General features: G+C 72.4%; 19 protein-coding genes and 1 pseudogene. 14 read left to right on the top strand and 6 right to left on the bottom strand.

Features of this window, described 5'->3' with window-relative positions; genetic code table 11:
* Positions 1-3 precede the first annotated feature (3 nt).
* Entirely contained in the window at positions 4-408 is a 405-nt protein-coding gene (locus ACH4FX_RS21365; RefSeq protein ID WP_398481147.1) for a VOC family protein, read from the bottom strand.
* A 33-nt stretch (positions 409-441) separates the two neighbouring features.
* Positions 442-1,029 (bottom strand): TetR/AcrR family transcriptional regulator, encoded by a 588-nt coding sequence (locus tag ACH4FX_RS21360; RefSeq protein WP_398481145.1) that lies wholly within the window; start codon positions 1,027-1,029, stop codon positions 442-444.
* Positions 1,030-1,219: 190 nt separating this feature from the next.
* Here ACH4FX_RS21360 and ACH4FX_RS21355 point away from each other — a divergent pair, with 190 nt between their 5' ends.
* Both ACH4FX_RS21355 and ACH4FX_RS21350 read left to right on the top strand, forming a co-directional pair.
* The gene (locus ACH4FX_RS21355; RefSeq protein WP_398481263.1) at positions 1,220-2,617 is read left to right on the top strand and encodes an amidase; all 1,398 of its coding nucleotides are present in this window, start codon (positions 1,220-1,222) and stop codon (positions 2,615-2,617) included.
* A gap of 68 nt (positions 2,618-2,685) precedes the next feature.
* Positions 2,686-3,291 (top strand): YdbC family protein, encoded by a 606-nt coding sequence (locus ACH4FX_RS21350; RefSeq protein ID WP_385234997.1) that lies wholly within the window; start codon positions 2,686-2,688, stop codon positions 3,289-3,291.
* An 84-nt stretch (positions 3,292-3,375) separates the two neighbouring features.
* Here ACH4FX_RS21350 and ACH4FX_RS21345 read toward each other — a convergent pair whose 3' ends face one another.
* Complete coding sequence (locus ACH4FX_RS21345) at positions 3,376-4,128, bottom strand: TetR/AcrR family transcriptional regulator (protein ID WP_398481261.1); 753 nt, start codon at positions 4,126-4,128, stop codon at positions 3,376-3,378.
* 186 nt (positions 4,129-4,314) lie between these two features.
* Here ACH4FX_RS21345 and ACH4FX_RS21340 point away from each other — a divergent pair, with 186 nt between their 5' ends.
* The 4 genes from ACH4FX_RS21340 (at position 4,315) to ACH4FX_RS21325 (ending at position 7,851) form a co-directional block, all read left to right on the top strand.
* Positions 4,315-4,974: a histidine phosphatase family protein gene (locus tag ACH4FX_RS21340; RefSeq protein ID WP_398481143.1), complete on the top strand. Its 660-nt coding sequence runs from the start codon at positions 4,315-4,317 to the stop codon at positions 4,972-4,974.
* An 11-nt stretch (positions 4,975-4,985) separates the two neighbouring features.
* Complete coding sequence (locus tag ACH4FX_RS21335) at positions 4,986-5,891, top strand: ADP-ribosylglycohydrolase family protein (RefSeq protein WP_398481141.1); 906 nt, start codon at positions 4,986-4,988, stop codon at positions 5,889-5,891.
* A gap of 544 nt (positions 5,892-6,435) precedes the next feature.
* A complete protein-coding gene (locus ACH4FX_RS21330) occupies positions 6,436-7,137 on the top strand; it encodes a ribonuclease HII (protein ID WP_398481139.1) in 702 nt (233 codons plus the stop codon).
* Between the two features lie 66 nt (positions 7,138-7,203).
* Positions 7,204-7,851, top strand: coding sequence for a hypothetical protein (locus tag ACH4FX_RS21325; RefSeq protein WP_398481137.1), 648 nt, complete (start codon positions 7,204-7,206; stop codon positions 7,849-7,851).
* A gap of 411 nt (positions 7,852-8,262) precedes the next feature.
* Here the strand turns inward: ACH4FX_RS21325 and ACH4FX_RS21320 are convergent.
* Positions 8,263-8,826: pseudogene (locus tag ACH4FX_RS21320) on the bottom strand (hypothetical protein); the annotation flags it as partial.
* 233 nt (positions 8,827-9,059) lie between these two features.
* Positions 9,060-11,222, bottom strand: coding sequence for a RecQ family ATP-dependent DNA helicase (locus tag ACH4FX_RS21315; protein ID WP_398481135.1), 2,163 nt, complete (start codon positions 11,220-11,222; stop codon positions 9,060-9,062).
* 126 nt (positions 11,223-11,348) lie between these two features.
* Between ACH4FX_RS21315 and ACH4FX_RS21310 the strand changes: the two genes are divergently transcribed.
* From ACH4FX_RS21310 to ACH4FX_RS21280, 7 genes are all read left to right on the top strand, one after another.
* Entirely contained in the window at positions 11,349-13,148 is a 1,800-nt protein-coding gene (locus tag ACH4FX_RS21310) for a DUF4192 family protein (RefSeq protein WP_398481133.1), read from the top strand.
* A 113-nt stretch (positions 13,149-13,261) separates the two neighbouring features.
* Positions 13,262-15,343 carry a glycogen debranching N-terminal domain-containing protein gene (locus tag ACH4FX_RS21305; protein WP_398481132.1) on the top strand — a complete coding sequence of 694 codons (2,082 nt, stop codon included), beginning with the start codon at positions 13,262-13,264 and terminating at the stop codon, positions 15,341-15,343.
* Between the two features lie 48 nt (positions 15,344-15,391).
* Entirely contained in the window at positions 15,392-16,156 is a 765-nt protein-coding gene (locus tag ACH4FX_RS21300; RefSeq protein ID WP_398481130.1) for an NUDIX domain-containing protein, read from the top strand.
* 407 nt (positions 16,157-16,563) lie between these two features.
* Positions 16,564-18,777, top strand: coding sequence for an ATP-binding cassette domain-containing protein (locus ACH4FX_RS21295; RefSeq protein WP_398481128.1), 2,214 nt, complete (start codon positions 16,564-16,566; stop codon positions 18,775-18,777).
* A gap of 161 nt (positions 18,778-18,938) precedes the next feature.
* Complete coding sequence (locus tag ACH4FX_RS21290; RefSeq protein ID WP_398481126.1) at positions 18,939-19,895, top strand: FadR/GntR family transcriptional regulator; 957 nt, start codon at positions 18,939-18,941, stop codon at positions 19,893-19,895.
* 576 nt (positions 19,896-20,471) lie between these two features.
* Positions 20,472-22,031, top strand: coding sequence for an RNA polymerase sigma factor (locus ACH4FX_RS21285; protein WP_398481124.1), 1,560 nt, complete (start codon positions 20,472-20,474; stop codon positions 22,029-22,031).
* Positions 22,032-22,182: 151 nt separating this feature from the next.
* Positions 22,183-22,998 carry a S1 family peptidase gene (locus ACH4FX_RS21280; protein WP_398481122.1) on the top strand — a complete coding sequence of 272 codons (816 nt, stop codon included), beginning with the start codon at positions 22,183-22,185 and terminating at the stop codon, positions 22,996-22,998.
* A 208-nt stretch (positions 22,999-23,206) separates the two neighbouring features.
* Here the strand turns inward: ACH4FX_RS21280 and ACH4FX_RS21275 are convergent, their stop codons facing one another.
* Positions 23,207-23,437 carry a hypothetical protein gene (locus ACH4FX_RS21275; protein WP_003981845.1) on the bottom strand — a complete coding sequence of 77 codons (231 nt, stop codon included), beginning with the start codon at positions 23,435-23,437 and terminating at the stop codon, positions 23,207-23,209.
* 445 nt (positions 23,438-23,882) lie between these two features.
* Here ACH4FX_RS21275 and ACH4FX_RS21270 point away from each other — a divergent pair, with 445 nt between their 5' ends.
* On the top strand, positions 23,883-26,003 hold the full coding sequence (locus tag ACH4FX_RS21270; RefSeq protein ID WP_398481120.1) for a type IIA DNA topoisomerase subunit B: 2,121 nt from the start codon (positions 23,883-23,885) through the stop codon (positions 26,001-26,003).
* Positions 26,004-26,093: the final 90 nt, after the last annotated feature.

The following is a 26,093-nucleotide window of genomic DNA, read 5'->3' as shown; positions in this document are numbered from 1 at the left end:
TATTCAGTACGACTGGAGTTCCACCAGCGTCCCGTCCGGAGTACGCAGGTGGGCCGTACGGAGGTGCGCTCCCCAGTCGGGGCGGTCCTGCGGCTGTGCCACGATATCGGCGCCGTGCGCGGCCAGTTGCGGGGTCGCGTCGTCCACCACGGGTACCCGCAGTACGAGCATGGACGGGTCCTGGGCCGCCGGCCGGGGCGGCAGCGTGTCCGTACCGACCGCCTGTGCCATGGTCTCGCGCGAGAAGAGGGCCAGGACGGTCTGCCCGTCAACCTCCCCATGGGCGTATCCGGCCTGCGGTATGACCTTGACGGGCTCGATGCCCAGGAGGTCGCGCAGGGCGCCTTCCCAGAAGAGGGCGGCGGCTTCGAAGTCCTCCACGAGGAGGCGCGGATGGAGAGCATCCATGACCGGCAGATTAGCCCGGCCGGGAGGCGGTGATCAGGCGGTCACGTCGCCCCAGAGGCGCGTCAGATGACTGTCCAGGGCGTCCAGTGCGGTGTCGGGGGGGAGGTGGCCGATCAGGACGTGGGTGGTCAGGCCGTCGGTGAGGGCGAGCAGCGTGCGTGCCTCGCGCTCCGCGTCGGGGCTTCCGGTGGCCTCGGTGATGAGACGTGTGAACAGTCCGTGCAGGTCGGCGTAGTTGCCCCGCAGGATTTCGGCGAGCGGTGGGCTGACCGCGGCCTGCGCGACGAAGGCGAGCCAGACGCGGGCCTCGGCGCTGTGCTCGGGGCGCAGCAGGGAGATTTCCGTGGTCGCGTGCCCGAGTGCGGTACGGGCCGACTGCGCCGGTGACTCGGTGAGCCTTGCTGCCACCCGTGCCGAGATCCGCGCCCCGATGTGCCCGAGCGCGAAGATCAGCATCTCCTCCTTGGTGTGGAAGCAGCGCTGCACCGCCCCCATGGACACCTCGGCGCGTGCCGCCACGTCCCGCAAGGTGACGCCTTCCAGACCGCGTTCGTCGGCCAGGTGACAGACGGCGTCGGCGATCTGCCGGCGGCGGCTTTCGTGGTCCACCTGCTTGGGCATGGGGGCGCTCCCGGTATTGCGATGCGTTCGTATCGATGACAAGGGTACGATGTGATGCAGTTGCATCGGAACGGGTGTGGGGGCCGGGTGCCGGGGTGCGGCTGGTCGGTGGCCGAGTGCGTCAGTGGGGCGTCCGGTCGTGGAGAGAGCGAAGGAGCGCGTAGTGGAAGCACAGCAGGGGCTGTGGGAGATGTCCGCCGGGGCCCAGGCAGCCGCCGTCCGGAGCGGTGAGGTGACCGCTGTCGAGGTGGTGGAACGCCACCTGGAGCGCATCGCCGAGGTCAATCCGGCCGTCAACGCCGTCACACAGGTGTTCGCCGACCGGGCGCGTGCGGACGCGGCCGAAGTGGACCGGCGGCGCGCCGCGGGGGAGGACCCGGGGCCGCTCGCCGGCGTGCCCTTCACGGTCAAGGAGACCACTGCCGTCGAGGGCGTGCCGACCACGTACGGCGCGGAGCGCTTCCGGCACAATGTCGCGCACTCCGATGCGCCCCCGGTGGCGCGGCTGCGCGCCGCCGGCGCCGTACCGATCGGCCACAGCAACATGCCCACGCTCGTCCTCGCGGGCGTCCACACGCGCAGCGAGCTGTACGGCGACACCCACAATCCCTGGACGAAGGCCGTGACGCCGGGCGGCACCAGCGGTGGCGACGGCGCCGCCGTGGCCAGTGGCATGGCCGCGATCGGGCTCGGCAACGACTCCGGCGGATCGGTGCGCATCCCCGCATCCTTCTGCGGAGTGGCGGGCCTGAAGCCCACGTACGGGCGCTTTCCCGCCGATCACCGCCTCGGCCCGGACGATCCGGCGCTGGCCACCCAGGTGCTGGTCGTCGACGGGCCGCTGGCCCGTACGGTCGGCGACCTCCGTCTGGCGTACGAGGCACTGGCGGGCACCGACCCGCGTGACCCGAGGGCCGTACCGGTTCCTCTGTACGGCGAGCCCGTACCGCGGCCACTGAAAGTCGCGATGGTCACCGACCCCGGCGGCAAGGGGGTGCACCCCCAGGTGCGCAAGGCCGTCGAGGACGCGGCGGACGCGCTGCGCGACGCCGGCCACGAGGTGTGCGAGGTGCCGGACGTGCCGCGCCTGGAGGAGGCACTGGAGGTCTACGGCCGGATGACCATGGCCGAATTCGCCCCCACCTGGCCGGTGGTGCGGACCCTCCTGGGGGAGGAGGGGCATCGCTACATCGAGATGTCGATGAAGGAACGGAATGCCGTACCGGCGGACGTGCCGGAGTACCTGCGCCTGACGAGTGCCCGGCTCGGCATCCGGAGGGCGTGGGCCGAATTCCTGGACTCCTACCCGTTGTTGCTGGCTCCGGTCTTCACCGAGCCGCCCTTCGAGCCGGGGCTGGAGGTGCGTGACCAGGAGGGGCACGCGCGCGTCCACCGGGCGATGCGCCTGTGTACGGCCACGAGCTTCGTGGGCGTGCCGGCGGTTGCCGTACCGACCGGGGTCGTGCAAGGGCTTCCGTACGGCGTGCAGCTCATCGGGCGCGCCTACCGGGAGGACCTGTGTCTGGAGGCCGCCGAAGCCGTGGAACGGCGGTTCGGGGTGTTCACTCCGATCGACCCGCGACCGTAAGGCAGTTCGGTGTGGTGGGTGCGTGACGCGCGGTGATGCCGGGCCGCCACGGGCCGTACGATGGCGCGGTGCTGGTCAAGTGGATTAGATGCACGGTCGTGGACCGCCGCGGGTTCGAACGGGGGCAGCGCAAATGGGCGGGCCTGCTCGGCGAACCGGGATTCCGGGGGCAGGGCGGCGGATGGAGCAGGACGCGGCCGTCGGTCGCGCATCTGGTCGCCTTCTGGGAGAGCAGGGCGTTCTACGACTCCTTCATGGCGCGCTCGCACGACCGGCTGGCAGCGGCCCAGGTGGGCACGTTCAAGGACTCCCGGGTGCGGCTGTTCGAGTACGAACTCGACGTGAAGGTGGGCTTCCGGCCCGTCTTCGCGGACGCCGACGTGCTGCGCATAGCCCACTGCCAGGTGCGTGCCGACCGGGTCGAGCACTTCATGCTGATGCAGGAGAAGGTGTGGAATCCGGCCATGGCCGGCTCCCCGGGCATGCTGCGCGGCCTGATGGGGCGTGCGCCCGGGGAGGAGTTCCTCATCCTTTCGATGTGGGAGTCGGCGGCCGAACGGGGGAAGTACCGCCCGGAACGGGTCGAGCGGCTGGGGCTGCGGGCCCAGACGGAGGCCGATGTGCGGGCCGTGACGGGGGATGTTGCCGATCTTGAACCGTCGTGGACGGTGTGAGGGGCGGTCGGGGGCGGGGGACGGTGCGGCGGGGTGGTTGTCACGGAGCCCGGTCGCGGCGAGGCCACCTGGCGAGGGCCGCCGCTACTCGGGTGGGCCGGATGGGCCGGTTCCGGTCCGTGCAGCCAGGCCGGGCGCTTGTGAAGTGGGCGTACCGGCAGCCGCCCCGGGGACCGGCTCGCCCGCGGATGAAGCGAACACTCCGGCGTGCGCAGCCGCCAGTGCCGCTGCGGCGCTTTGGTCGGCCGTGTGCGTGTCGACCGGCTCGCGCGTGATGAAGAGCCGGAGGAAGAGCGGGGCGCACGCGGCCCGCGCGAGCGCTCCGGCGTCGATGCCGCGCCCCTGGGCGGCCGGCAGTTCACCGCGCTCGACGGCGCGCCGGACGAGGGGTTCACAGCGCCGGAAGCGTTCGCCGTAGTAGGCGCGCAGCGCGTCGGCGGCCCGCTGTGACTGGAATGCCGCCGCGATGATCGCGGAGCCGGAGGACGCCGTGACCGGATCGGTGAACGACTCCACTACCTCGCGGGCGAGCGCGCGCAGATCGCCCGCGAGGGAACCGGTGTCGGGCGGTGTCCAACTGTCCTCGCCGGCCAGGTCGAGGGTGTCGGCCAGCAGTCCTTCGAGGTCGCCCCAGCGGCGGTAGAGCGTCGTCTTGTGCACGCCCGACTGCTCCGCGACGTACTCGACGGTCAGGCCGGGGTAGCCGTGCTCGGCCAGCCCCGCCAGCACGGCGTCGCGGACGGCGGCGCGGGTGCGGGCGGTACGCCCGCCCGGCCGGCGGGTGCCGGGGCTCGGCGCGGCAGAGGCCCCCGGTGATTTTTCCTCAGGCAACTGCAACTCCCGTTGCGTTAGTGCGGCGGCGCGTGTCATCATCGTCGTAACGCAACAAGCGTAGCGTTTGAGTTCGCGGTGCGGTGTCGTACCGCGCAGGCGGGAGGTGCGCATGACCAGTGCCAGGGCAGCCATGAAGGGGCGAACCAGGGGCATGAGGCATGTACAGAGCAACCGTTTTAGGGTGGCGGCATGGCACGGCCCCGACGCATCGTCCTCATCCGCCACGGAGAATCGGAGGGGAATACCGACGACACGGTCTACGAACGGGAGCCCGACCACGCGCTGAGCCTGACGAAGGACGGGCTGCGGCAGGCCGAGGAGGCCGGCGCGTCACTGCGCGCGATGTTCGGCGACGAGCGGATCTCCGCGTACGTATCGCCGTACCGCCGCACGCACCAGACCTTCCAGGCCCTCGGTCTCGACATGGACCGGGTCCGGGTCCGCGAGGAGCCGCGGCTGCGCGAGCAGGACTGGGGGAACTGGCAGGACCGCGAGGACGTCCGCCTCCAGAAGGTGTACCGCGACGCCTACGGCCACTTCTTCTACCGCTTCGCGCAGGGCGAGTCCGGCGCCGATGTGTACGACCGCGTCGGCGCGTTCCTGGAGAGTCTGTGGCGCAGCTTCGAGCACCCGGACCACCCGCCCAACGTCTTGATCGTCACGCACGGCCTGACCATGCGGCTCTTCTGTATGCGGTGGTTCCACTGGACCGTGGCCGAGTTCGAGTCCCTGACCAATCCGGGGAACGCCGAGTGGCGCTCGCTGCTCCTGGGCCCGGACGGCCGGTACGCGCTGGACCGGCCGTTCGAACGCTGGTGTGAGCCGGAGTCGTACGGCATCACCGGTTAGAGTGCACACCGATGAGCGCCGACCACCGTGACGCAGACCGCTTCGAGCGGGCCCTTACGAGCCTGCGCGGACTTTCCCTGGGCGATGCCCTCGGCTCCCAGTTCTTCGTTCCCGCCAACTACCCCAGCCTCAAGCGCCGCGAGCTGCCGCCGTCACCGTGGCAGTGGACCGACGACACGGAGATGGCCTGCTCGGTCGTGGCCGTGCTCGCCACCCACGGACGTATCGATCAGGACGCGCTGGCCCGCTCCTTCGCCGATCACCACGACGTCGACCGTGGCTACGGCCCGGCCGTCAACCGCATGCTCCGGCTGATCCGCGAGGGCGGCGACTGGCGCGAACTGGCCTCGGCGCTCTTCAACGGCCAGGGCTCCTGGGGCAACGGCGCGGCCATGCGCATCGCTCCCCTCGGCGCCTGGTACGCGGACGACCCCGAGCAGGCGACACACCAGGCCGAGATCTCGGCCTACACCACCCACCAGCACCGGGAAGCGGTGGTCGGAGCCATGGCGGTGGCCGCCGCGGCCGCCCTGGTCGCTGCTCCCGGCCGTACGACCGGCCCCAAGGACCTGCTCGACGGTGTGCTGGAACTGATCCCGCGCAGCGCCGTACAGGCCGGCCTGCGGCGTGCCCGGGACATGCTCGACTACGGCGACGCCGGCACGGTCGCCGCGGTGCTCGGCTGTGGGCGCCGGACCAGCGCCCACGACACCGTGCCCTTCACGCTGTGGGCCGCCGCCCGCCACCTAGGCGATTTCGAGCAGGCTTTCTGGGCGACTGCCCAGGCCGGCGGCGACGTGGACACGACCTGCGCCATCGTCGGGGGAATCGTTGCTGCCGGTGGCAGCACTCCGCCCCAGGACTGGCTGGACCGCACGGAAGCGCTCCCGGGCTGGCTGCCGGAGCTTTCCGGCTGAGCGGCCGGGCAGGGGAACAGCTGTAACGGGGGAGGGTGTGGCCGGAAGGCGGAGGGCGAGGGCGTGCGGCCGGGGAAGCTCGCGACCGGATGATCAAGCACGCTGCTCAAGCCCGTAGTTGATCTATCGCGGAACCGGAGCCGGAACGGGACCCGGAGCCGGAACCGGGGTGCGGGTGCCGCGGTACAACTGGGAAGTCCCTATCGCGCCCGGCTCGCGCCGATGCGCTCCGGACGCCGCTATCGCGCCTATGTCGCGCCGGTGGGCTCCAGGGCATCGGCGCTGCGCCCTATGTGCCGGTGCATGCCGACCCTCTGGAACCCCGTGCCCGGCCCCGCCGTCGCACCCCGCACCCGCGGACGCACAAGCTGCGACCTGCACGGGCGCCGCTCTCCGCCCATGATCGCCCGCCCGTCCGCCCCTGCCGCAGACCGCCGAAACTGCCCCGGCGATCATCACTCGATCGTGTTCGCCGCCGGAGCGTCGCGGTCAGCCGGACCCGGTGCGCACGGCCGTCGCGATTAGGCGTACGCTTGCTGGCGCCATGCCGTACGAGCCCCCAACCCACACCGTCGAGCGATCGCTTCGCGCCACCACGGGTGCCAAGATCATCGCTGGGGTGGACGAAGTCGGGCGCGGCGCCTGGGCCGGTCCGGTCAGCGTCTGCGCAGCCGTCACCGGACTGCGCCGCCCGCCGGCCGGACTCACCGATTCCAAGCTGCTGACACCCAAGCGACGTACCGAACTCGCCGAGGTGCTCGACGGCTGGGTCACGGCGCACGCCCTGGGGCACGCCTCCCCGGAGGAGATCGACGAGCTGGGCATGACCGCGGCGCTGCGGCTCGCGGCCGTACGCGCCCTGGAGGCGCTGCCGGTCCGTCCGGACGCGGTCATCCTCGACGGCAAGCACGACTACCTGGGCGGTCCCTGGAAGGTCCGTACGGTCATCAAGGGCGACCAGTCCTGCATCGCGGTGGCTGCGGCCTCCGTGCTCGCCAAGGTTCGCCGTGACGCGATGATGGGTGAACTGGCCGACGTGCACGCCGACTTCGCCTTCGCGGAGAACGCCGGCTACCCGTCGCCGGCGCACCGTACGGCGCTGGAGGAGTACGGCCCCACGCCCCACCACCGGGTGTCGTGGTCCTACATGGACGCCCTGCCCCGCTGGCGGCACCTGAAGAAGGTGCGCAGCACCCCCGAAGCAGCCGCTCTGGAGGCCGGTGGCCAACTCGGCTTCGACTTCTGAGCGGTGCGGGCATGAATTCGGTACCCGATGACGTGTTCCGCACCTACGTTTGATAGACATCCTTTTATGCCTCTCATCCCCGAGGAGCCTCAGATTCACGAGAGTGTCCCGGGTCCCCGCGCAACTCCGGCCGCCGGCCGCACCGCGTCGACCCCCCGTCCCGTTCCCGGCCCCGGTCCCCGCCCCGCGCCTCCGCGCGGTGCCCCCGCGGCCGGCGTCCGCCCCGGCAAGCCCGGACCCACCGCGCCGTCCCGTGGGCCGGCCGGTGCTCCTCCGGCGCAGCGTCCGGGACCCAAGCAGTCCGCCGGTGGCACCGGCGCCGCTTCCGGAGCGCAGCTCCAGCTGATCCCGGCCCCCCAGTCCGGCGCGCTCGACGCCGCTGAAGAGGCCGTCGACCTGCTGCTGGACTCCGGGCGTGCGCCGGGCGACATCCTGGTGCTCACGACCGGCGAGATGCACCCCTGGGCCGCGCACGAGCTGTCCTTCGGCGAGGCGTCCTACTGGGCGCAGCAGGACGCCGCGGACGACGTGTTCTACGCGGACGCCGGCGCCGAGCGCGCGACCGGACGTCCCGTCGTGGTCGTCGCGGTGAACGGCGGCGCGGAGGAGATCATCTCCCGCGCCCTGCCCGCCGCGATGGCCCGGGCCGGGGCGCTCCTGGTCGTCTGCGGCGACCCGCAGCGCATCAACGCCCTGCTGGGCGTCAACGCCTGAGGGTCACCGACGGGGGGAGCCCGGCGGCCACGGGCCGGCCGGGCATCTCGCGCCGCGTACACGTGGTCAGCGGGCCGCTGCACGCCGCCTGGACTCCGCGGTGCCGTCGGCGCCACGGAGCGGTTCCGGCCGGCCGCCGCCGCACGGCTGCTCCGCCGGAAGCCGCGACTGCACGGGGTACGGCTGCGGTGCGGCCGTACGTGCCCGTTCCGCTGCGGGGGACTGCCCAACCGGGCTCAACCACTCCGGTGACTCGGACGGTGGCGACAGCCCGGACTGCCGTGACGTGGCCGCACGCCCGGATGTCTCGGGCTGTCCCGCGCTTTCGGTTTCCCCGGACGTAGTGCGTGGGGCCGCTCCCGGCGTCTCCTTGTGCTCCGCCGGACCGGGCTGTTCCGGTACGCGTCGGCGCGGCGGCTGTCCCGTACTACGGGGGCGTTCGGTATGCATGACCGAGCGCGGACGTCGGCCTCCGCGCCCCTCGCCCAGCACCTGCCAGCCACTGCGTGTCAGCGTGATGTACGCGCCGCAGCGCAGGCCGTGCAGCGTGCACGCGTCGCGCAGCCCCCACATCCAGGCCCCGTCCGTCTCCGTCCAACACGGCTCGCCCTCACGGCAGTAGAGCAGCACGGCCGTACGGACCGGCACCCGCAGCCGCAGGTCGTGCGGGACGACTCGGCGCAACTGGGTCAGCAGCGCATTGCGGAACTCCCAGCCGTCCGGGGCCGAGGCGTGCTGGACGAACGACGCGCTGGCGGTGATGCGCTCCTCGGGGCCGAGCACCGCAACGACGGCCGTCGACAGCCCCGGCAGGTGGCGGTCGTGCAGACCGGTGACCACCTCGCGCGGGTTGCGCAGCAGGGGAATCCCGGCCGAAGCCCACTCGGAGGGCTCCAGCATGCGGCTCAGCCGGGCGGCGGAATCGGCGGAGGTGGGCAGGGACACGTCCGGGGGCTGGGCGAAGCCGAAGGTCACGGTCCTCCCTTCGTCTACGCGTCCACGCGCCGGACGGCGGCCGGCCGCGCGGGCACGGCTCGGTACCGCCGGATCCGATCGCGGACGGCCGGTACAGGGAAGCGGGGCCAATTCTCGCGTTCGTACAGGCATGCGGCAATGAAGTGAACGCGTGCACGGTCTGAATCGGGCACCGCGCTTGCTGTATTCCTGCCCGCCGCACGGGCCCCTGACGCCCGACCACCCCCTTCACCTCACCCTTGCACGGCAAGGACCAGCGGAAACACTCCGGCCGCGCCCGCCATGCGCACCAGCCGCGCGGCCACGGCCAAGGTCCATCCGGTGTCCGCGTAGTCGTCCACCAGGAGCACCGGGCCGTTCGCCGACGCCAGAGCCTGCGCCAACTCCGGTGGCACGCTCAACGAGCCGTGCAGCGCCCGCAGTCGCTGCGCGCTGTTGCTGCGCGGAATCCGGGTCTCCGCAGCGTGATCCACGTACGTCACCGTCCCCAGGAACGGCATCCGCCCGACGGCGGCGATGCGCTCTCCCAAGGAGCGGACCAGCTGCGGACGGCTGCGGGAATCGAGTGTCACCACGCCCACGGGACGCGCCGGGGCGTCCGGCGCCCCCGATGCCCAGCCGCCCGGACCCTTCGCCCAGTCGGCGAGGACCGTGACGACCGCGGACGCGACATCGTCCGGAATCGGTCCGTCCGGGGCCTGCGGGGCGAGCATCGGGCGCAGCCGGTTGCCCCAGCCGATGTCGGAGAGCCGGCCCAGCGCACGCCCGGTGGCCGCCTGTTCGCCCGCCGGAATGCGTCCCTTGAGATCGACACCGATGGCGGGGAGGCCCGTCGGCCACATCCGCCGCGGCTCCACCTCCACGCCGGGACGCCCCAGCTCACCGCGTGACGCGTCCAGCGACGCGGCGGACACCTCCGTGCTGAAGCGCGCGCCCGCGCAGTTGTCGCAGCGGCCACACGGCGCCGCCGCCTCGTCGTCCAACTGCCGCCGCAGGAACTCCATCCGGCAGCCCGTCGTCGTGGCGTAGTCCCGCATGGCTTGCTGCTCGGCCTCGCGCTGCCGCGCCACCCAGGCGTAACGCTCGGCGTCGTACGTCCACGGGCGGCCCGTCGCGGTCCAGCCGCCCTTGACCCGGTGGACCGCGCCGTCCACGTCGAGCACCTTCAGCATGGTCTCCAGGCGCGAGCGGCGCAGTTCGACCAGCGGCTCCAGCGCCGGCAGTGACAGCGGCCGGTCCGCGCCCGCCAGGACGTCCAGGGTCCGGCGCACCTGCTCCTCGGGCGGGAACGCCAGGGAAGCGAAGTACTTCCAGATCGCCTCGTCCTCCCGGCCGGGGAGGAGCAGCACCTCGGCGTGCTCGACACCACGGCCGGCGCGTCCGACCTGCTGGTAGTACGCGATGGGGGAGGACGGCGAGCCGAGGTGCACCACGAAACCGAGGTCGGGCTTGTCGAAGCCCATGCCCAGCGCGGAGGTGGCGACCAGGGCCTTGACGCGGTTGCCGAGCAGGTCGTCCTCGGCCTGCTGACGGTCCGCGTTCTCGGTCTTGCCGGTGTACGAGGCGACCGTGTGGCCGCGCTGCCGCAGGAAGGCGGTGACCTCCTCGGCCGCGGCGACCGTGAGCGTGTAGATGATCCCGGAGCCCGGCAGCTCGTGCAGATGGTCGGCCAGCCAGGCCAGCCGGTGGGCGGCGTCCGGCAGCGGGAGCACGCCCAGACTCAGGCTCTCCCGGTCCAGCGGGCCGCGCAGGACGAGTGCCTCGGCGCCCTCGCCGGTACCGAGCTGCTCGGCCACGTCGGCGGTGACCCGCGCGTTGGCCGTCGCCGTCGTGGCGAGCACGGGCACACCGGGCGGGAGGTCGGCGAGCATCGTGCGCAGCCGCCGGTAGTCGGGCCGGAAGTCATGGCCCCAGTCGGAGATGCAGTGTGCTTCGTCGACCACCAGCAGGCCGGTGGCCGCGGCCAGCTTGGGGAGCACCTGGTCGCGGAAGTCGGGGTTGTTGAGGCGTTCCGGCGATACGAGCAGCACGTCGACCTCGCCCGCCGCCACCTCGGCCTGGATCGTGTCCCAGTCCTCGGTGTTGGACGAATTGATCGTGCGCGCGTGGATCCCGGCGCGGGCCGCCGCATCGACCTGGTTGCGCATCAGCGCGAGCAGCGGGGAGACGATCACGGTCGGACCGGCGCCGCGCTCGCGCAGCAGCGCGGTCGCGACGAAGTAGACCGCCGACTTGCCCCAGCCCGTGCGCTGCACCACCAGGGCGCGGCGGTGCTCGGCGACCAGCGCCTCGATCGCCCGCCACTGGTCCTCGCGCAGCCGGGCCGTACCGCCGGGGTCCCCGACGAGGCGGGAGAGGACGGCATCGGCCGCGGCACGCAGGTCTTCGTTGCTCATGGCTCCATGCAACCCGATGCCACTGACAACGCGCGAACCGCCGCCCGAAGCTGTGGACAACTTCCGTCACCCGGGAGTTATCCACAGGGGTCGCGGCGGCGTGGCGGTTCGCGGGATCTTCGAGCCATGAGCCAGCACAGCGAACAGCCCAGCCAGTCCGAACCGACCCGCCGACCCGGCGAGCCCGACCGGCGGACCGGCCCGCATCCGGGCCGGTCCGACCAGATCGACCGGTCCGACCAGATCGGCCGAGCTGATCACCACGATGGGCCCGATGAACTCGACCGACCCGATCAGCTCGGTCGGCCCGCCCGACGCCACCGGCCCGAACAGCTCGATCAGCCCGGCCGACCGGGCCGACCCGCCGGCCCAAGCGCACCGACAAGCCCGTCCGCACCGATCAGCCCGGCCACCTCGTGCCGTCCGCCCGCGTCACCCGCCCCGCCTTCCCCACCGACGCCCGAGTGCGAAGCCGCGGGGGCGGCGGAAGGGGGTGAGGGGACCGAAGAGGCCAGGGTCACCCTGCGTGGGCCGGCCGAGCTGGCCGACGCGCTGCCGTATCTCCTGGGCTTCTTCCCGGACGACAGCATCGTCCTCGCCGGCCTGCACGGCGAGCGGGGGCGGTTCGGCAGCCGGGCCCGGCTCGGCATCCCGGCCGACCGGACGCAGTGGCCGTACGTGTCCGACCAGCTCGCCGACGCCCTCATCTCCCTCGGCGAGGAGCGCCGGTCCCGCCCGGAGGGGATCATCGTCTACCTCTGCCAGGAACCGGCGGAGGGGGAGAACGGCCGGGACGTGATGGAGCGCCTCCGCCCGCTCGCGCAGTGGCTGCGCATCGCCTGCGGCGCGCTGGACGTGCCGGTGCTCGACGCACTGTGCATCTCCAACGGCCGGTTCTGGTCCTACTGCTGCCCCGACTTCCGCTGCTGCCCCGCCACCGGCACCCCCATGACCCCGCCGGGCACGTCGGTGATGGCCGCCGCCGCTGCCTACGCGGGTATCCAAGTGCGCGGCTCGCTCCGCGAGATGGAGGCCCGGCTGGCCGCACGCACCGGACCGCGTGCTGCGGAGCAGACGTCCGCGTTGGACGCGGTGGCGCACCAGCTCGTCCCGCGCATGATCCAGGAGGGCACGGCGACGTCCGTGCGGGCGGAGACCCTGGTGCACGCCCGGGAGCTGATCCGCCGGTTCCGCGAGGACCCGCCCACGGGCAGCCGCCGGGCCAGGGACGCCTGTGACGACGCGCTCCTGACCGACACCGAGGCCGCCCGCCTGATCGTCGGCCTCCAGGACCGCATCGCCCGTGACCGTGCGGCGGAGTGGATGGAGGGGATCGACGCCGAGCCGGCACTGCGTCTGTGGCAGGCGCTGTCCCGGCGCTGCGTGGGCGGCTATGCGGAATACGCCGTGGCGCCGTTGTCGCTGGCGGGCTGGGTGGCCTGGGCGACGGGCGACTCGCCGTCCGCCCGCGTCGCGCTCTCCCGGGCGCTGACCTTCGACCCCGAGTGCCTCTTCGCCCAGCTGCTGCACCGTGGCATCAACCAGGGGCTGGACCCGGAGACGCTGCGCCGCTGTCTGAGGGAGGAGCAGGCCGAGCGCGCCGCCGGTGCGGACGGGGCGCCGGCGGGGAAGACCGTACTGGCGTCCATGGGTGCCTCCGTGCCGGTGATGATGGACGGACCCGTCCAGGTGCCCGGAGCCCGGTCCGAGGCTGCCCGGTCAGGGGAAGCCGGCCGCGTCACCGGACCGGAGCGGCCCGCTGTGCCGGGTGGCTCCGGTGCGACCGGCCGGCCCGGTGGAAGCGGCCGTTGTGGTGGCTCCGACCGTCCCGGCGGACCGCGTGGCAGTACGCGCCCGGCCTCGCGTACGAGCACCGGCCGGACCGGGCGCCGTACCAGCCGCAACGGTGACGGCAGCCGGCCGTGAGCCCGCCGGTGCTGCGGCGCCGGCGTGACCTGGGCGCCGGCCGCGCCGTTCACCTCTGTGGCGCAGTCCGTATGGAGCCCAGACCCCAGCAGGGAGCGCAGAGAGTGTCAGGCATGGTCCCCACCACTCAGCCGGCCCGCCGGGCACCCGGAGATCACCGTTCCGGGGTGCCCCGGCCTCCGGAACCGCAGCCCGTCCACGGGACCGTGATCTGCGTCGCCCTGCCGGCCCTGGCCATCTCGTCCGAAGAGGGCCAGCTCACCGGCCAGGGTACGGACGGCTTCTACCGTGTCGGGCGCCGCGTCCTGTCGCGGTGCCAGCTGAGCGCGGGCGGCGCCGAACCCGTCGTGGTGCAGGGGAGGCTGGTCGCCGCGGACCGCGCGCGGTTCGTCGGTACGGTCCGTACGGCCGTCGACCGCGGTCCGGATCCGGAGGTCCGAGTCGAACGGCTGCGAAGCGCCGACGGCGTCGAACGGATCACGTTCCACAGCAGCGCGCCACGCCGGGTGCGGCTGCCCGTGGAACTGCGGCTGGGCACGGACCTCGCCGAGCTGGCCGCGATCGCCGTCGGCGTCGCCGGGCCCGAACTGCCCGCCAGCGTCCACGGTTCGGGCCTGCGGTGGTCCGCCGCGGGGGTGCACGCCGTGGCCGCGGCCACCCCGGCGCCCACGGACGTCATGGCCTCGGCCGGACTCCTGTGCTGGGAACTGGACCTGCCGCCCGGCGGTCACCACACCATCGAAGTGCGCGTCCGGCTGGAGCACGCGACTTCGGGGCCCCTCGTCGGCAGACCGGTACCGCTCCCGGCCTCGCGCGGCGGTGAGCAGCCACCCCGTCCCTGGTCGGCGGCGCGGCTCCAGTGCGACGACCCCCGCGCCGACGTACTGCTGGCGACCTGTCTCGACGATCTCCACGGGCTGCTGATGCGCGGCCCCGGCGCCCCCACGGACACGTATGTCGCGGGCGGTGTCCCCTGGCGCTGTGGCCTTTCGCCGGCCGAGGCCCTCTGGGCGGCTCGCATGCTGCTCCCCCTCGGCACCCGGCTCGCGGCGAACACCCTGCGCATGCTCGCCCGCCTCCAACTCGACGGGCCGGGGGCGGATTCCGGCCGAATTCCCGGCGGCCTGCGGGACGCGGGGCCGTATGCGCCACCCAGTTGCACGGGCGTCGAGGCGACGCTGCTGTTCCCCACGGTCCTCGCTGAAGCCCGCCGCTGGGGGCTGCCCGAGCGCGAGACCGAGCAGTTGCTCCCGGCGGCGGAGCGCTGCCTGAGATGGCTGCACACCACCGTCGGAGACGGGGACGCTTCCGGTGACGGAGCCCTGAGCGGAGGCAGCGGCTACGTCCCCGATCCAGTCCCCGGAGGGCCGTACCGCTGCGCCACACAGGCCCACGCACACCGGGCCGCGCTCCTCGGTGCCGATCTCCTCGACGCCTACGGGAGACCGGGCGCGCCGGCGCTGCGCGAGTGGGCGGCGGGGCTGCGCGCAAGGTTCCGTGAGGAGTTCTGGGTGGAGGGCCGCAGCGGTGGCAGTCCGGCCGTGCTGCGCACTTCCGGTGGGCGCCTGCTGCCGCACCTGGGTTCCACCGCCGCCCACCTCCTGGACACCGGCCTGCTCGGTGGTGGCCGGTCGGCCGTCGGCCTGCTCGACCCGGCGCGCACCGAGCGGCTCGCCCGACTGCTGGGCAGTCCGGCGATGGACTCGGGCTGGGGCCTGCGGGGGCTGGGGGCCAAGGAGAGCGGCTACAACCCCTTCGGACATCGCAGCGGCGCCGTACGGATCCACGAGACGGCCGTCGCCGTCGCCGGTCTGGCCGCCACCGGCCACGAGAAGGAGGCCGGCTCCCTGGTCCGTGGCCTCGTCGACGCGGCGCAGAGCTTCGCCTACCGGCTCCCGGAGATGTACGCGGGCGAGCAGCGGACCTGCGACGGCGCACCCGTGCCGCACCCCGCCGCCTGCCGCCCGGCGGCGGTGGCCGCCGCGGGCGTGGTGCACGCGCTGACCGCCCTGGCCGGAGTGCGCCCCGACGTGCCGGCGGGGACCGTGGCGGTCCGCCCGATGGGCAGTGCCCCACTCGGCGCCATGCAGTTCACCGGGCTCAGTGTCGCCGGGCAGCCGTTCGCCGTACGGATCAGCAGACTCGGCCTGGGGCTGGTGGAGGAGGCCGCGGATGGCTTGCAACTGGGGGCGTGAGGTGCGCCAGGGCCTGATTATCGTCAGGCGGACGACTATGATCGCGCCATGCCTCCCTACGACCCGTCGGCCTTCCCTCCGTTCGCCGTTACCGTCGATCTGGTGGTGCTCACCGTGCGCAGGCACGCGCTGTGCGCGTTGGCCGTGCGCCGGGGCGAGCCGCCGTTCCAGGGGCGCTGGGCCCTGCCGGGCGGGTTCGTACGGATCGACGAGGACCTGGAGGCCGCCGCCGCCCGGGAACTGGCCGAGGAGACCGGTCTGCACGCCCACTGCCCGGCGGGTCCGCCGCCACCCTACGGAGCGCACCTGGAACAGCTCGCCACGTACGGCGACCCCAAACGCGATCCCCGGATGCGCGTGGTCAGCGTCGCCCACCTGGTGCTCGCGCCCGACCTCCCCGCCCCGACGGCGGGTGGCGACGCCCACAGCGCGCGCTGGGCCCCGGTGGAGACGCTCCTGGAGCAGGACGGTGGCCTCGGCCGCGAGGGCGAACAGTCCGCCCCGCTCGCCTTCGACCACGCGCGCATCCTCGTGGACGGCGTGGAGCGGGCCCGTTCGAAGATCGAGTACTCCTCGCTCGCCACCGCTTTCTGCCCGCAGGAGTTCACCGTGGGGGAGCTGCGCAGGGTCTACGAAGCGGTGTGGGGAGTAGCGCTGGATCCCCGCAACTTCCACCGCAAGGTCACCGGAACGCCGGGCTTCCTGGTGCCGACCGGCGGGACGACGACCCGTCAGGGCGGCCGCCCCGCCCAGCTGTTCAGAGCCGGCGGTGCCACGCTGCTCAACCCGCCGATGCTGCGTCCGGAGGTCTGAGCGGCGTCCCCCGCCGAACGGCGCCTCCGCGCCGGGGACGGTGAGTTCCAGCGGGGCGAAGGCGGTAGCGGAATGTGGCGCCATGAGGGCATGCCGGAGCCTGGCGTCATAGCGGGCTGGGCTCACCGGGGTGGTGTCATGCCGCGATCTGACGACGTGCCGGGCCAAGGCGGCGCCCGTGAATCACGGTGCGATGTGCGTCGGCGGCGGCTTGGCGGATCGGGATATCGGGGTGGCCGGGACGGGGGTGATGCCGGGGTTGCGTGGTCGGCGGAGCGTGACACGCATGGAGGCCAACCGGAGGGCATTCCTCGCAAATCGGACATACGGCGTTACCGTGGCCGGGTGAGTCGCCACCTCCTGCTTCCCGCCGCTTCCGTAAGGTCCCGCACTTCGTGGGGGTCCCGATGATCCAGGCCATCGGGCTGACCGGCGGTTCCCGCGAAGGGCGGCGCCCCGCCGTCGACGACCTGAGCTTCGAGGCTCCCGCGGGCCGGATCACCGTCCTGCTCGGCCCCGAAGGCGCCGGCAAGACGACCGCCCTGCGGCTCATGCTCCAGTTGGAGAGCGGCCGTGGCGTCGCGCTCTTCCGGGGCCGCCCGCTGCACCGCGTACCGAACCCGGCCCGGGAGATCGGTGTGGTCTTCGGGGACGTGCCCGGACACCCCGCCCGTACGGCGCGCGGGCATCTGCGCATGCTCAGCGCCGCGGCCGGGGTGCCGGCGTCCCGTGCCGAAGACGTCCTGGACGTCGTCGGCCTCAGCGGTCTGGCCGACGAGAAACTCGGCGCGTTCTCGCGGGGCATGGACCGCAGGCTCGGCCTGGCCGCGGCCCTCCTCGGCGACCCGCACACCCTTCTCCTCGACGAGCCCTCCCGGGACGTTTCCCCACGTGAGGCGGCATGGCTGCACGGCTTGCTGCGGGGCTACGCGGCGCAGGGCGGTGCCGTACTGGTCACCTCCAGCGACGCACGGGCAGCCGCCCGGCTCGGCCACCGGGTCGTCACCATCGAGGACGGCAGGCTGGTGGCGGACCAGAGTGCGGCCGATTTCGCCCGTACCCGGCTGCGCCCCCGCGTCGTGGTCCGCTCGCCGCACGCCGACCGGCTCGCGTCGCTGCTCGTCGACGAGTCGCAGCGGGCCCGTCCGGGCGCGGACCCGAGCGCCGGTCACGCGGTTGAAGTCGTACGGGAGAGCGGCAGCCGTATCGCCGTCTACGGGAGCACCTGCGCGGCCGTGGGGGACACGGCCTTCCGGCACGGCATCCTGGTGCACCGGCTCGCCGACGAGGTGGGGGACACCGGGCCGATCTCCCCGCTCACCCGCGCCGACGGCCGCGCCCGGAGCGCAGCCGCCCGCGCGGCTCAGAACGCCCCGGACCGCGCCCCGCACGCGAACGCCACGACTCCCGCGCCCGCGAAGGCCGCACTCGACGCGACCGTCACGTTCGACCCCGCCCCCGCGCTCGACGCACCCGCGACGCGTCCACTCGACACGCCCGCACCCCACAACACCCCCACCGATTCCCCCGCGCCCGCCGCGCCCGCCGCGTCCACCGCCCCCGCCACCTCAGCTCAACCTCCCGAACTTACCGCCTTCGCCGATCCGCCTCCGTCCCCCGTGACCGGGCAACTCGTCAACCCGGCTCCACCGGTCGACTCCACCCCGCCGTCCGGCCTGCCCGCCCCGACGCCTCCCGAAAGCGCGCTTTCGTCCGCATCGCCTGCCCCACCCGCCTCGACCTTCAAGCCCCTGAAACCCCTCCGCACCACCCTCCCCGCAGGCGCCCCCGGCCCCGCCCCTGCCTCGCCGGAAGCCGCCGCCCGGAAGCTGGTCAGCCTGCGGCTGGCCGGTCGGGGGCCGGAGTGGCCGCTGCGGTACGAGTTCCGCCGCGCCACGACCGACCCCGCGGGCCCGGTCGTCGCCGTCCTCTCCTTGGCCCTCGCCCTGGTCTTCGCGCTTCTCCTGACCCGCGCCGGCGACACCTCCCGGGTACACGTGCTCACCGGCTGGCCGCGTCAACTTCCGTTCCCGCCGGCCGCGCTCGCCGCCGGGCTGATCGGGGCACTCTCCTTCGGCCAGGAGTTCCGCTACCCGGCCCTCGCCCCCGAACAGGGCACGGTGCCCCGCCGACTCGGGCTGCTCGTCGCGAAACTGCTGGTCAGCGGTGCCGCCGCGATGCTGCTCGCGCTCGGGACGCTGCTCCTCGACGGCCTGCTGGTGCACGGTCTGTTCGGTGCCGCCGGGCTGCCGCAGGGCGGTGACTGGAAGGTGCTGGCCGTCAGTTGGACGGCCCTCATGGTGGGCTGTGCGTGGGCCGGCGTCCTGGCGGCGGGTGTCTTCAGGTCCACCGCGATGGGGCTGGCGGCGGTCCTGGCCGTACCGGTACTCGTCCTGCCGCTCGTGCAGCGGGCGTTGGAGACCCCGGCCGCCCGGTCCCTGGTCGGGGTGCCCGCGCGGCTGCGCTCGGCGGCGCTGGTGCAGTGGCCGTCCGGTCTCGACCAGGCGGTCGGGGCGGCGCTGCGGCTGGCGGCCCAACCGGTGGGCGGCGCGCTCACGTTGTCGCTCGCCGCACTGGTCCTCGCCTACACCATGACCGCCCTGCGCAAAAGGGCCCGCTGACCGCGGTCGCCCCCGCTCGCGCGGTCCCGTTCCGCGCCCTCCCGAGGGGAGCACCTTTCTTTCCGATAAAGCGTCAATTGGGGAGCGATGGGCGATCACCCTTTCGTGTGCTTTTCACCAAAGACCTCAAGGGGTCCCGGGGCGTCGCCGACAAATGATGCGTGAGTACCCTTGCGCACACCATGATGACCGCGGCTCGCCCCGCCGACACCGGCCTCGCCGGTCCGGGCGAGCTTGACCGCTACTCCTACGCCAACGCCGCGGGCGCACCCGGCGCCGGCGGGGTCGCCCACGCGCCGGGCGCCGAGCGGGCCGACCGCGTGCCGCCCGTCTGGGACGGGGCCGATGCGGACATGGCTCGGGCCGGCCGCCGCGCGGCGGGCAACCGCGGCCGTGGACTGCACGGCCAACTCGTCCAGCAGCTCGGCCAGATGATCGTCTCCGGTGATCTCGGCGCCGACCGTCCGCTCGTGCCCGAGGAGATCGGCCAGCGCTTCGAGGTCTCCCGCACCGTCGTCCGCGAATCCCTGCGGGTCCTGGAGGCCAAGGGCCTGGTCAGCGCCCGCCCGAACGTGGGCACCCGGGTACGCCCGGTCAGCGACTGGAACCTGCTCGACCCCGACATCATCGAGTGGCGGGCGTACGGACCGCAGCGCGACGACCAGCGCCGGGAGCTGTCCGAGCTGCGCTGGACGATCGAGCCCCTCGCCGCCCGGCTCGCCGCCGGCCACGGCCGCGACGACATCCAGCAGCGCCTCGCCGACATGGTCGAGATCATGGGGCACGCCGCGGCCCAGGGCGACGCGCTGACCTTCGCCCGCGCCGACTCCGAGTTCCACACCCTGCTGCTCCAGCTCGCCGGCAACCGCATGCTGGAGCACCTCTCCGGCATCGTCACCTCCGCCCTGCACGTCTCGGGCGGACCGTCCGGGGGCTGCGAGCGCCCGGCGGAGAAGTCCGTCGGCCAGCACATGCGGATCGTCGACGCGATCGGCGCCGGCGACGCCGCGGGGGCCGAGGCCGCGATGCGGACCCTCCTGACCGCTCACGGCGAGACCGGCGGCCAGGGCACCGGCGGCGCCGGGGACCTCACCGTCCCGCCGCCTCGCGAGCACTGAGGACCCGGCGCCGCCGAGGGCCGCGCCGAGCGGCCCGGGCCGGCCGGGGAGGGCCGGCCGAGGGGCGTGCACCCGTACAGGACGGGAGGTGCGTCCGCACGGAACGGAAACGGCCGAAACCGTGCGGTCCGCCCGGGGCGCGGGGAGCGGACGCCAGGCGCACGGAGTGCATGGGGGCGCACAGGGCGTGCGGACGCCGCCGGAGCGCACCGGCGCGGGCGGCGGCCCGCGACAGTGCCCCGCCGCGAGCGAGCGGCGGTGCGTGAGCCGATGTACGCCAGGCCGCCGGGCCCGGAAGCGCGATCCGGGCCCGGCGTTTGCTTGGGAGGATTGCGCCCCGTAGAGGAGGGAATGTTCCGTTATGCGGTGTGACTCGGGCCACGCAGATTGGGCGTAACGCTCGCCGGGGAGGCGCGATGACTTAAGAGGTGATAGCCGAGGAGGGAATGCGAGCGGCGCTTTCGGCGCTGTTCAACTCCCCGGCTTCCCCAGCGCCGTCGGTCCATCCCCGCCGACGGTCGTCGGCTCCGGTCCGCCGTGGACGGGGTCGGAAGCCGTTTCCATCGTTCCGAGAGGTTGTTCGTGTCGGCCAGCACATCCCGTACGCTCCCGCCGGAGATCGCCGAGTCCGAGTCAGTGATGGCGCTCATCGAGCGGGGAAAGGCTGATGGGCAGATCGCCGGCGATGACGTGCGTCGGGCCTTCGAGGCTGACCAGATTCCGCCAACCCAGTGGAAGAACGTTCTGCGCAGCCTCAACCAGATCCTCGACGAGGAGGGTGTGACGCTGATGGTCAGTGCCGCAGAGGCGCCCAAGCGCACCCGCAAGAGCGTCGCAGCGAAGAGTCCGGCGAAGCGCACCGCCACCAAGACCGTCGCGGCCAAGACCGCCACGGTGAAGAAGGCCACCACCGCGGCCGCCGCCCCGCTGGGCGACACGTCGTACGGCGAGGCCGAGGGCGGGGCCGAGAAGAAGGCGGTCGCCAAGAAGGCCGCCGCCAAGAAGACGGTCGCGAAGAAGGCTGCCGCCAAGAAGACCGTGGCGAAGAAGACCGCGGCCAAGAAGGACGTCGACGACCTCCTTGAGGACGAGCCGATCGAGGAGGCGGCGCCCGCGGGCAAGGGCGACGCCGCGGCCGAGGTCCCCGAGGGTGCCGAGAACGCCGGATTCGTGCTGTCCGACGACGACGAGGACGATGCCCCCGCGCAGCAGGTCGCCGCGGCCGGTGCCACCGCCGACCCGGTCAAGGACTACCTCAAGCAGATCGGCAAGGTCCCGCTGCTCAACGCCGAGCAGGAGGTCGAACTCGCCAAGCGCATCGAGGCCGGCCTGTTCGCCGAGGACAAGCTGGCCAACTCCGACAAGCTGGCGCCGAAGCTCAAGCGCGAGCTGGAGATCATCGCCGAGGACGGCCGCCGCGCCAAGAACCACCTGCTGGAGGCCAACCTCCGCCTGGTGGTCTCGCTGGCCAAGCGCTACACCGGCCGCGGCATGCTCTTCCTGGACCTGATCCAGGAGGGCAACCTCGGTCTGATCCGTGCGGTCGAGAAGTTCGACTACACGAAGGGTTACAAGTTCTCCACGTACGCGACGTGGTGGATCCGCCAGGCGATCACCCGCGCCATGGCCGACCAGGCCCGGACGATCCGTATCCCCGTCCACATGGTCGAGGTCATCAACAAGCTGGCCCGCGTGCAGCGCCAGATGCTCCAGGACCTGGGCCGCGAGCCCACCCCGGAGGAGCTGGCCAAGGAACTGGACATGACCCCCGAGAAGGTCATCGAGGTCCAGAAGTACGGCCGTGAGCCGATCTCGCTGCACACTCCGCTGGGTGAGGACGGCGACAGCGAGTTCGGTGACCTGATCGAGGACTCCGAGGCGGTCGTGCCGGCCGACGCGGTCAGCTTCACCCTCCTCCAGGAGCAGCTGCACTCGGTCCTGGACACGCTCAGCGAGCGCGAGGCCGGCGTGGTCTCCATGCGCTTCGGACTCACCGACGGCCAGCCCAAGACGCTGGACGAGATCGGCAAGGTCTACGGCGTCACGCGCGAGCGCATCCGCCAGATCGAGTCGAAGACGATGTCAAAGCTGCGCCACCCGTCGCGTTCGCAGGTTCTCCGCGACTACCTGGACTGATTCCCGGGCGGTCGCTCCGGACGGCCGTACGAGTGCATCGCGGGCCCGGTCCTCCCCAGGGTGGGCCGGGCCCGCGGTGTGTCCGGGTGCGCGATGCTGCCGACTGGCTCACCCTGGGTGTGCGAACACTTCCGCACAGTCAGGAGCGTGTATGCGTGCATACGTCCGGGCCGCCCTCGGGGCGCTCGTCCTGGTCCTCGCCGTCCCGCCGGTCACCGCGCGGGCGGACGAGTCGGTGGTGGGAGGCCGCCCGGTGAAGGTCTCCGACCACCCGTGGATGGCGGCGCTCAGCTCGCGCTCGCGCTTCGGGACCGACCGCTCGGGCCAGTTCTGCGGTGGTGTGCTGGTCGGCCGTGCGACGGTGGTCACGGCGGCGCACTGCCTGAGCCGTGCGGTGCTGGGTGTGGACTGGCAGCAGGTCAGGGACCTGCGGATCATCGTGGGCCGCGAGGACATGCGGGGGCGGGGCGGGCAGGAGCTGGTGCCGCGGCGGGTCTGGGTGAATCCGACGTACGACAGCTACAGCAATGCCGGTGACATCGCCGTGCTCACGCTCGGCAAGCAGATGCCGAAGGGCCGGGCGCTGCCGATGGCCAAGGCCGGCGACGCCGCGTACAAGGCCGGTACGAGCGCGAACGTGTACGGCTGGGGCGACACCACGGGCAACGGCACGTACGCGGCCACGCTCCGGTCGGCGCAGGTGCAGGTCTACTCGAACGCGGCGTGCAGCAGGGCGTACCCGGGCAATGCGGACGGCAAGTACCTGGCCGATTCCATGCTGTGCGCGGGAACGCCACAGGGCGGCCGGGATGCGTGCCAGGGCGACAGCGGCGGGCCGCTGGTGGCGCGGGGGCGGCTGATCGGCCTGGTGTCCTGGGGGACCGGTTGCGGAAAGGCGGCGAAGCCGGGCGTCTACACGCGGATCGCCACGATGATGAAGCATGTGACCGCCCACGGCGGCGGCTGAGCGCCGTGGCGCGGGCGGCTGGACCCGGACGTCGGGGTCGCTGGTCGCGGGGCCTCAGCACGCCACAGCGGACGCTTGAGGGCACTGCCGCAACGCCGGGGCCGGTGGCCGCGGGAACAGACGAGTGCGGGCGGCTTCCCGGTGGTGCCGGGAAACCGCCCGCCGCACGGCCCTAGGCCGCTACTCGCTCGTCGTCGGATGCGATGTGTCAGCGTTCCTCATCGGAAGCAGACGCGGGAGAGGCGGTCAGCCGCTCCGTCTCGTCCTGTATTTCCGCGGCGATCTTCTTGAGTTCTGGCTCGAACTTGCGGCCATGGTGGGCGCAGAAGAGCAGTTCGCCGCCGGACATCAGGACGACGCGCAGGTATGCCTGGGCGCCGCAGCGGTCGCAGCGGTCAGCGGCCGTCAGCGGGCTCGCGGGGGTCAGAACAGTAGTCACGTCGCCTCTTCTCTAGCTCGACGAGCTGTCGTACCAGGGTCAACATCCAACCAGGCCGAAAACGTTCCCGCTCGTGCCTATTCCCTGAAAAAATTTTTCCAAGGACGCCGGGTGTTGCCGGGTGGCGGCGAATGAGCCGTATTGCGTGGTGGTCTGATTCACGTTGTTGCTGGGCTTTTGTCCTCCCGGCTGGCTTGCCGGTTGTTCAGGAGGACGTGCCCGGAGCCTAAATGGTTCATGCCTCGAAGGGAACGTGATGTGCGCGTCACCGCACTCTCACCCCTTCGAGGGATCGAACATCTGAGCGAAAGTCTACTACCATGCACATCGTCACGGGTGGCGTCACTTCGGCTCTACCAGGCCTCGGTACGCTCTGACCGGCGACACCGCCACGACCGGGTCCGCGGAATGCGGGCCACCAGTAATTCAGCGAGGAGCGAACCGCGTGACCGCCGAGATGTCCGTGCCGTCCACCGCAGTGCTGACCGGGGCAGACCGGGACGGTTCCAACTACACCGCGCGGCACCTGCTCGTCCTGGAGGGGCTGGAGGCCGTCCGCAAGCGCCCGGGCATGTACATCGGGTCGACGGACAGCCGCGGTCTGATGCACTGCCTCTGGGAGATCATCGACAACTCCGTCGACGAGGCCCTGGGGGGCTATTGCGACCGTATCGAGGTGATCCTCCACGACGACGGCTCGGTGGAGGTCCGGGACAACGGCCGCGGCATCCCGGTCGACGTGGAGCCGAAGACCGGCCTGTCCGGCGTCGAGGTCGTGATGACCAAGCTGCACGCCGGCGGCAAGTTCGGCGGCGGCTCGTACGCGGCCTCCGGCGGTCTGCACGGCGTCGGCGCCTCCGTGGTCAACGCGCTGTCCGCCCGGCTGGACGTCGAGGTGGACCGCAACAGCAAGACCCACTCGATCAGCTTCCGCCGCGGTGTGCCCGGCATCTTCACCGAGTCCGGCCCCGACGCCCCCTTCGATCCGGCCAACGGCCTGCTCAAGGGCAAGCGCATCCCCAAGACCCGCACCGGCACCCGTGTGCGCTACTGGGCCGACCGGCAGATCTTCCTCAAGGACGCCAAGCTGTCCCTGGAGACGCTGCACGCCCGCGCGCGCCAGACGGCCTTCCTGGTGCCGGGCCTGACCCTGGTCGTACGGGACGAGCGCGGCGTCGAGAGCGACGGTCCGACGGAGGAGACCTTCCGCTACGACGGCGGGATCAGCGAGTTCTGCGAGTACCTGGCGCAGGACAAGGCCGTGTGCGACGTGCTGCGGCTGTCCGGCCAGGGCACGTTCAAGGAGACCGTGCCGGTGCTGGACGAGCGCGGCCACATGACGCCCACCGAGGTGACCCGGGAGCTGGGCGTGGACATCGCGCTGCGCTGGGGCACCGGCTACGACACCACCGTCCGGTCGTTCGTCAACATCATCGCCACCCCCAAGGGCGGCACGCACGTGTCCGGATTCGAGCGGTCGGTGGCCAAGACCGTCAACGAGGCGCTGCGGTCGGCCAAGCTGCTGCGGGTGGCCGAGGACGACGTGGTCAAGGACGACGCCATGGAGGGCCTGACCGCGGTCGTGACCGTGCGGCTGGCGGAGCCGCAGTTCGAGGGGCAGACCAAGGAGGTGCTGGGCACCTCGGCCGCCTCCCGGATCGTCGCGCAGGTCGTCGCCAAGGAGCTGAAGGCGTTCCTGACCTCGACGAAGCGGGACGCCAAGCAGCAGGCCCGCGCGGTGCTGGACAAGATCGTGGCGGCGGCCCGTACGCGCATCGCGGCCCGGCAGCACAAGGAGGCCCAGCGCCGCAAGACGGCCCTGGAGTCGTCCTCGCTGCCCGCCAAGCTCGCCGACTGCCGCAGTGACGACGTGGAGCGCAGCGAGCTGTTCATCGTCGAGGGCGACTCGGCGCTGGGTACGGCCAAGCTGGCGCGCAACTCGGAGTTCCAGGCGCTGCTGCCGATCCGCGGCAAGATCCTCAACGTTCAGAAGGCGTCCGTTTCGGACATGCTCAAGAACGCCGAGTGCGGTGCGATCATCCAGGTCATAGGAGCCGGCTCGGGCCGGACCTTCGACATCGACGCGGCCCGCTACGGCAAGGTCATCTTCCTGGCGGACGCCGATGTGGACGGCGCCCACATCCGGACCCTGCTGCTCACGCTGTTCCAGCGCTACATGCGCCCGATGGTCGAGCAGGGCCGGGTCTTCTCGGCCGTGCCGCCGCTGCACCGGGTGGAGCTGATCCAGCCCAAGAAGGGCCAGGACAAGTACATCTACACCTATTCGGACAACGAGCTGCGGCAGACGCTGTTGGAGCTGCAGCGCAAGAAGATCCGCTACAAGGACAGCATCCAGCGCTACAAGGGCCTGGGTGAGATGGACGCCGACCAGCTCGCCGAGACCACGATGGACCCGCGCCACCGCACCCTGCGCCGGATCAACATCGGCGAGCTGGAGGCCGCCGAGAAGGTCTTCGACCTGCTCATGGGCAATGAGGTCGCGCCCCGCCGGGAATTCATCACCAGCTCCGCCGCCACCCTGGACCGTTCCCGCATCGACACCTGACGGCGAGCCGCGCGGGCGCGTGAGGCGCGGCGCGCCGTTACGGGCGCTTCTCCACCCACGGGTGGAGGGGCGCCTGCCGCTTTTTCCACC

Source organism: Streptomyces sp. NPDC018019 (assembly GCF_044327805.1).
Lineage (GTDB): Bacteria > Actinomycetota > Actinomycetes > Streptomycetales > Streptomycetaceae > Streptomyces.
This window is presented reverse-complemented; position numbering and strand designations above follow the sequence as displayed.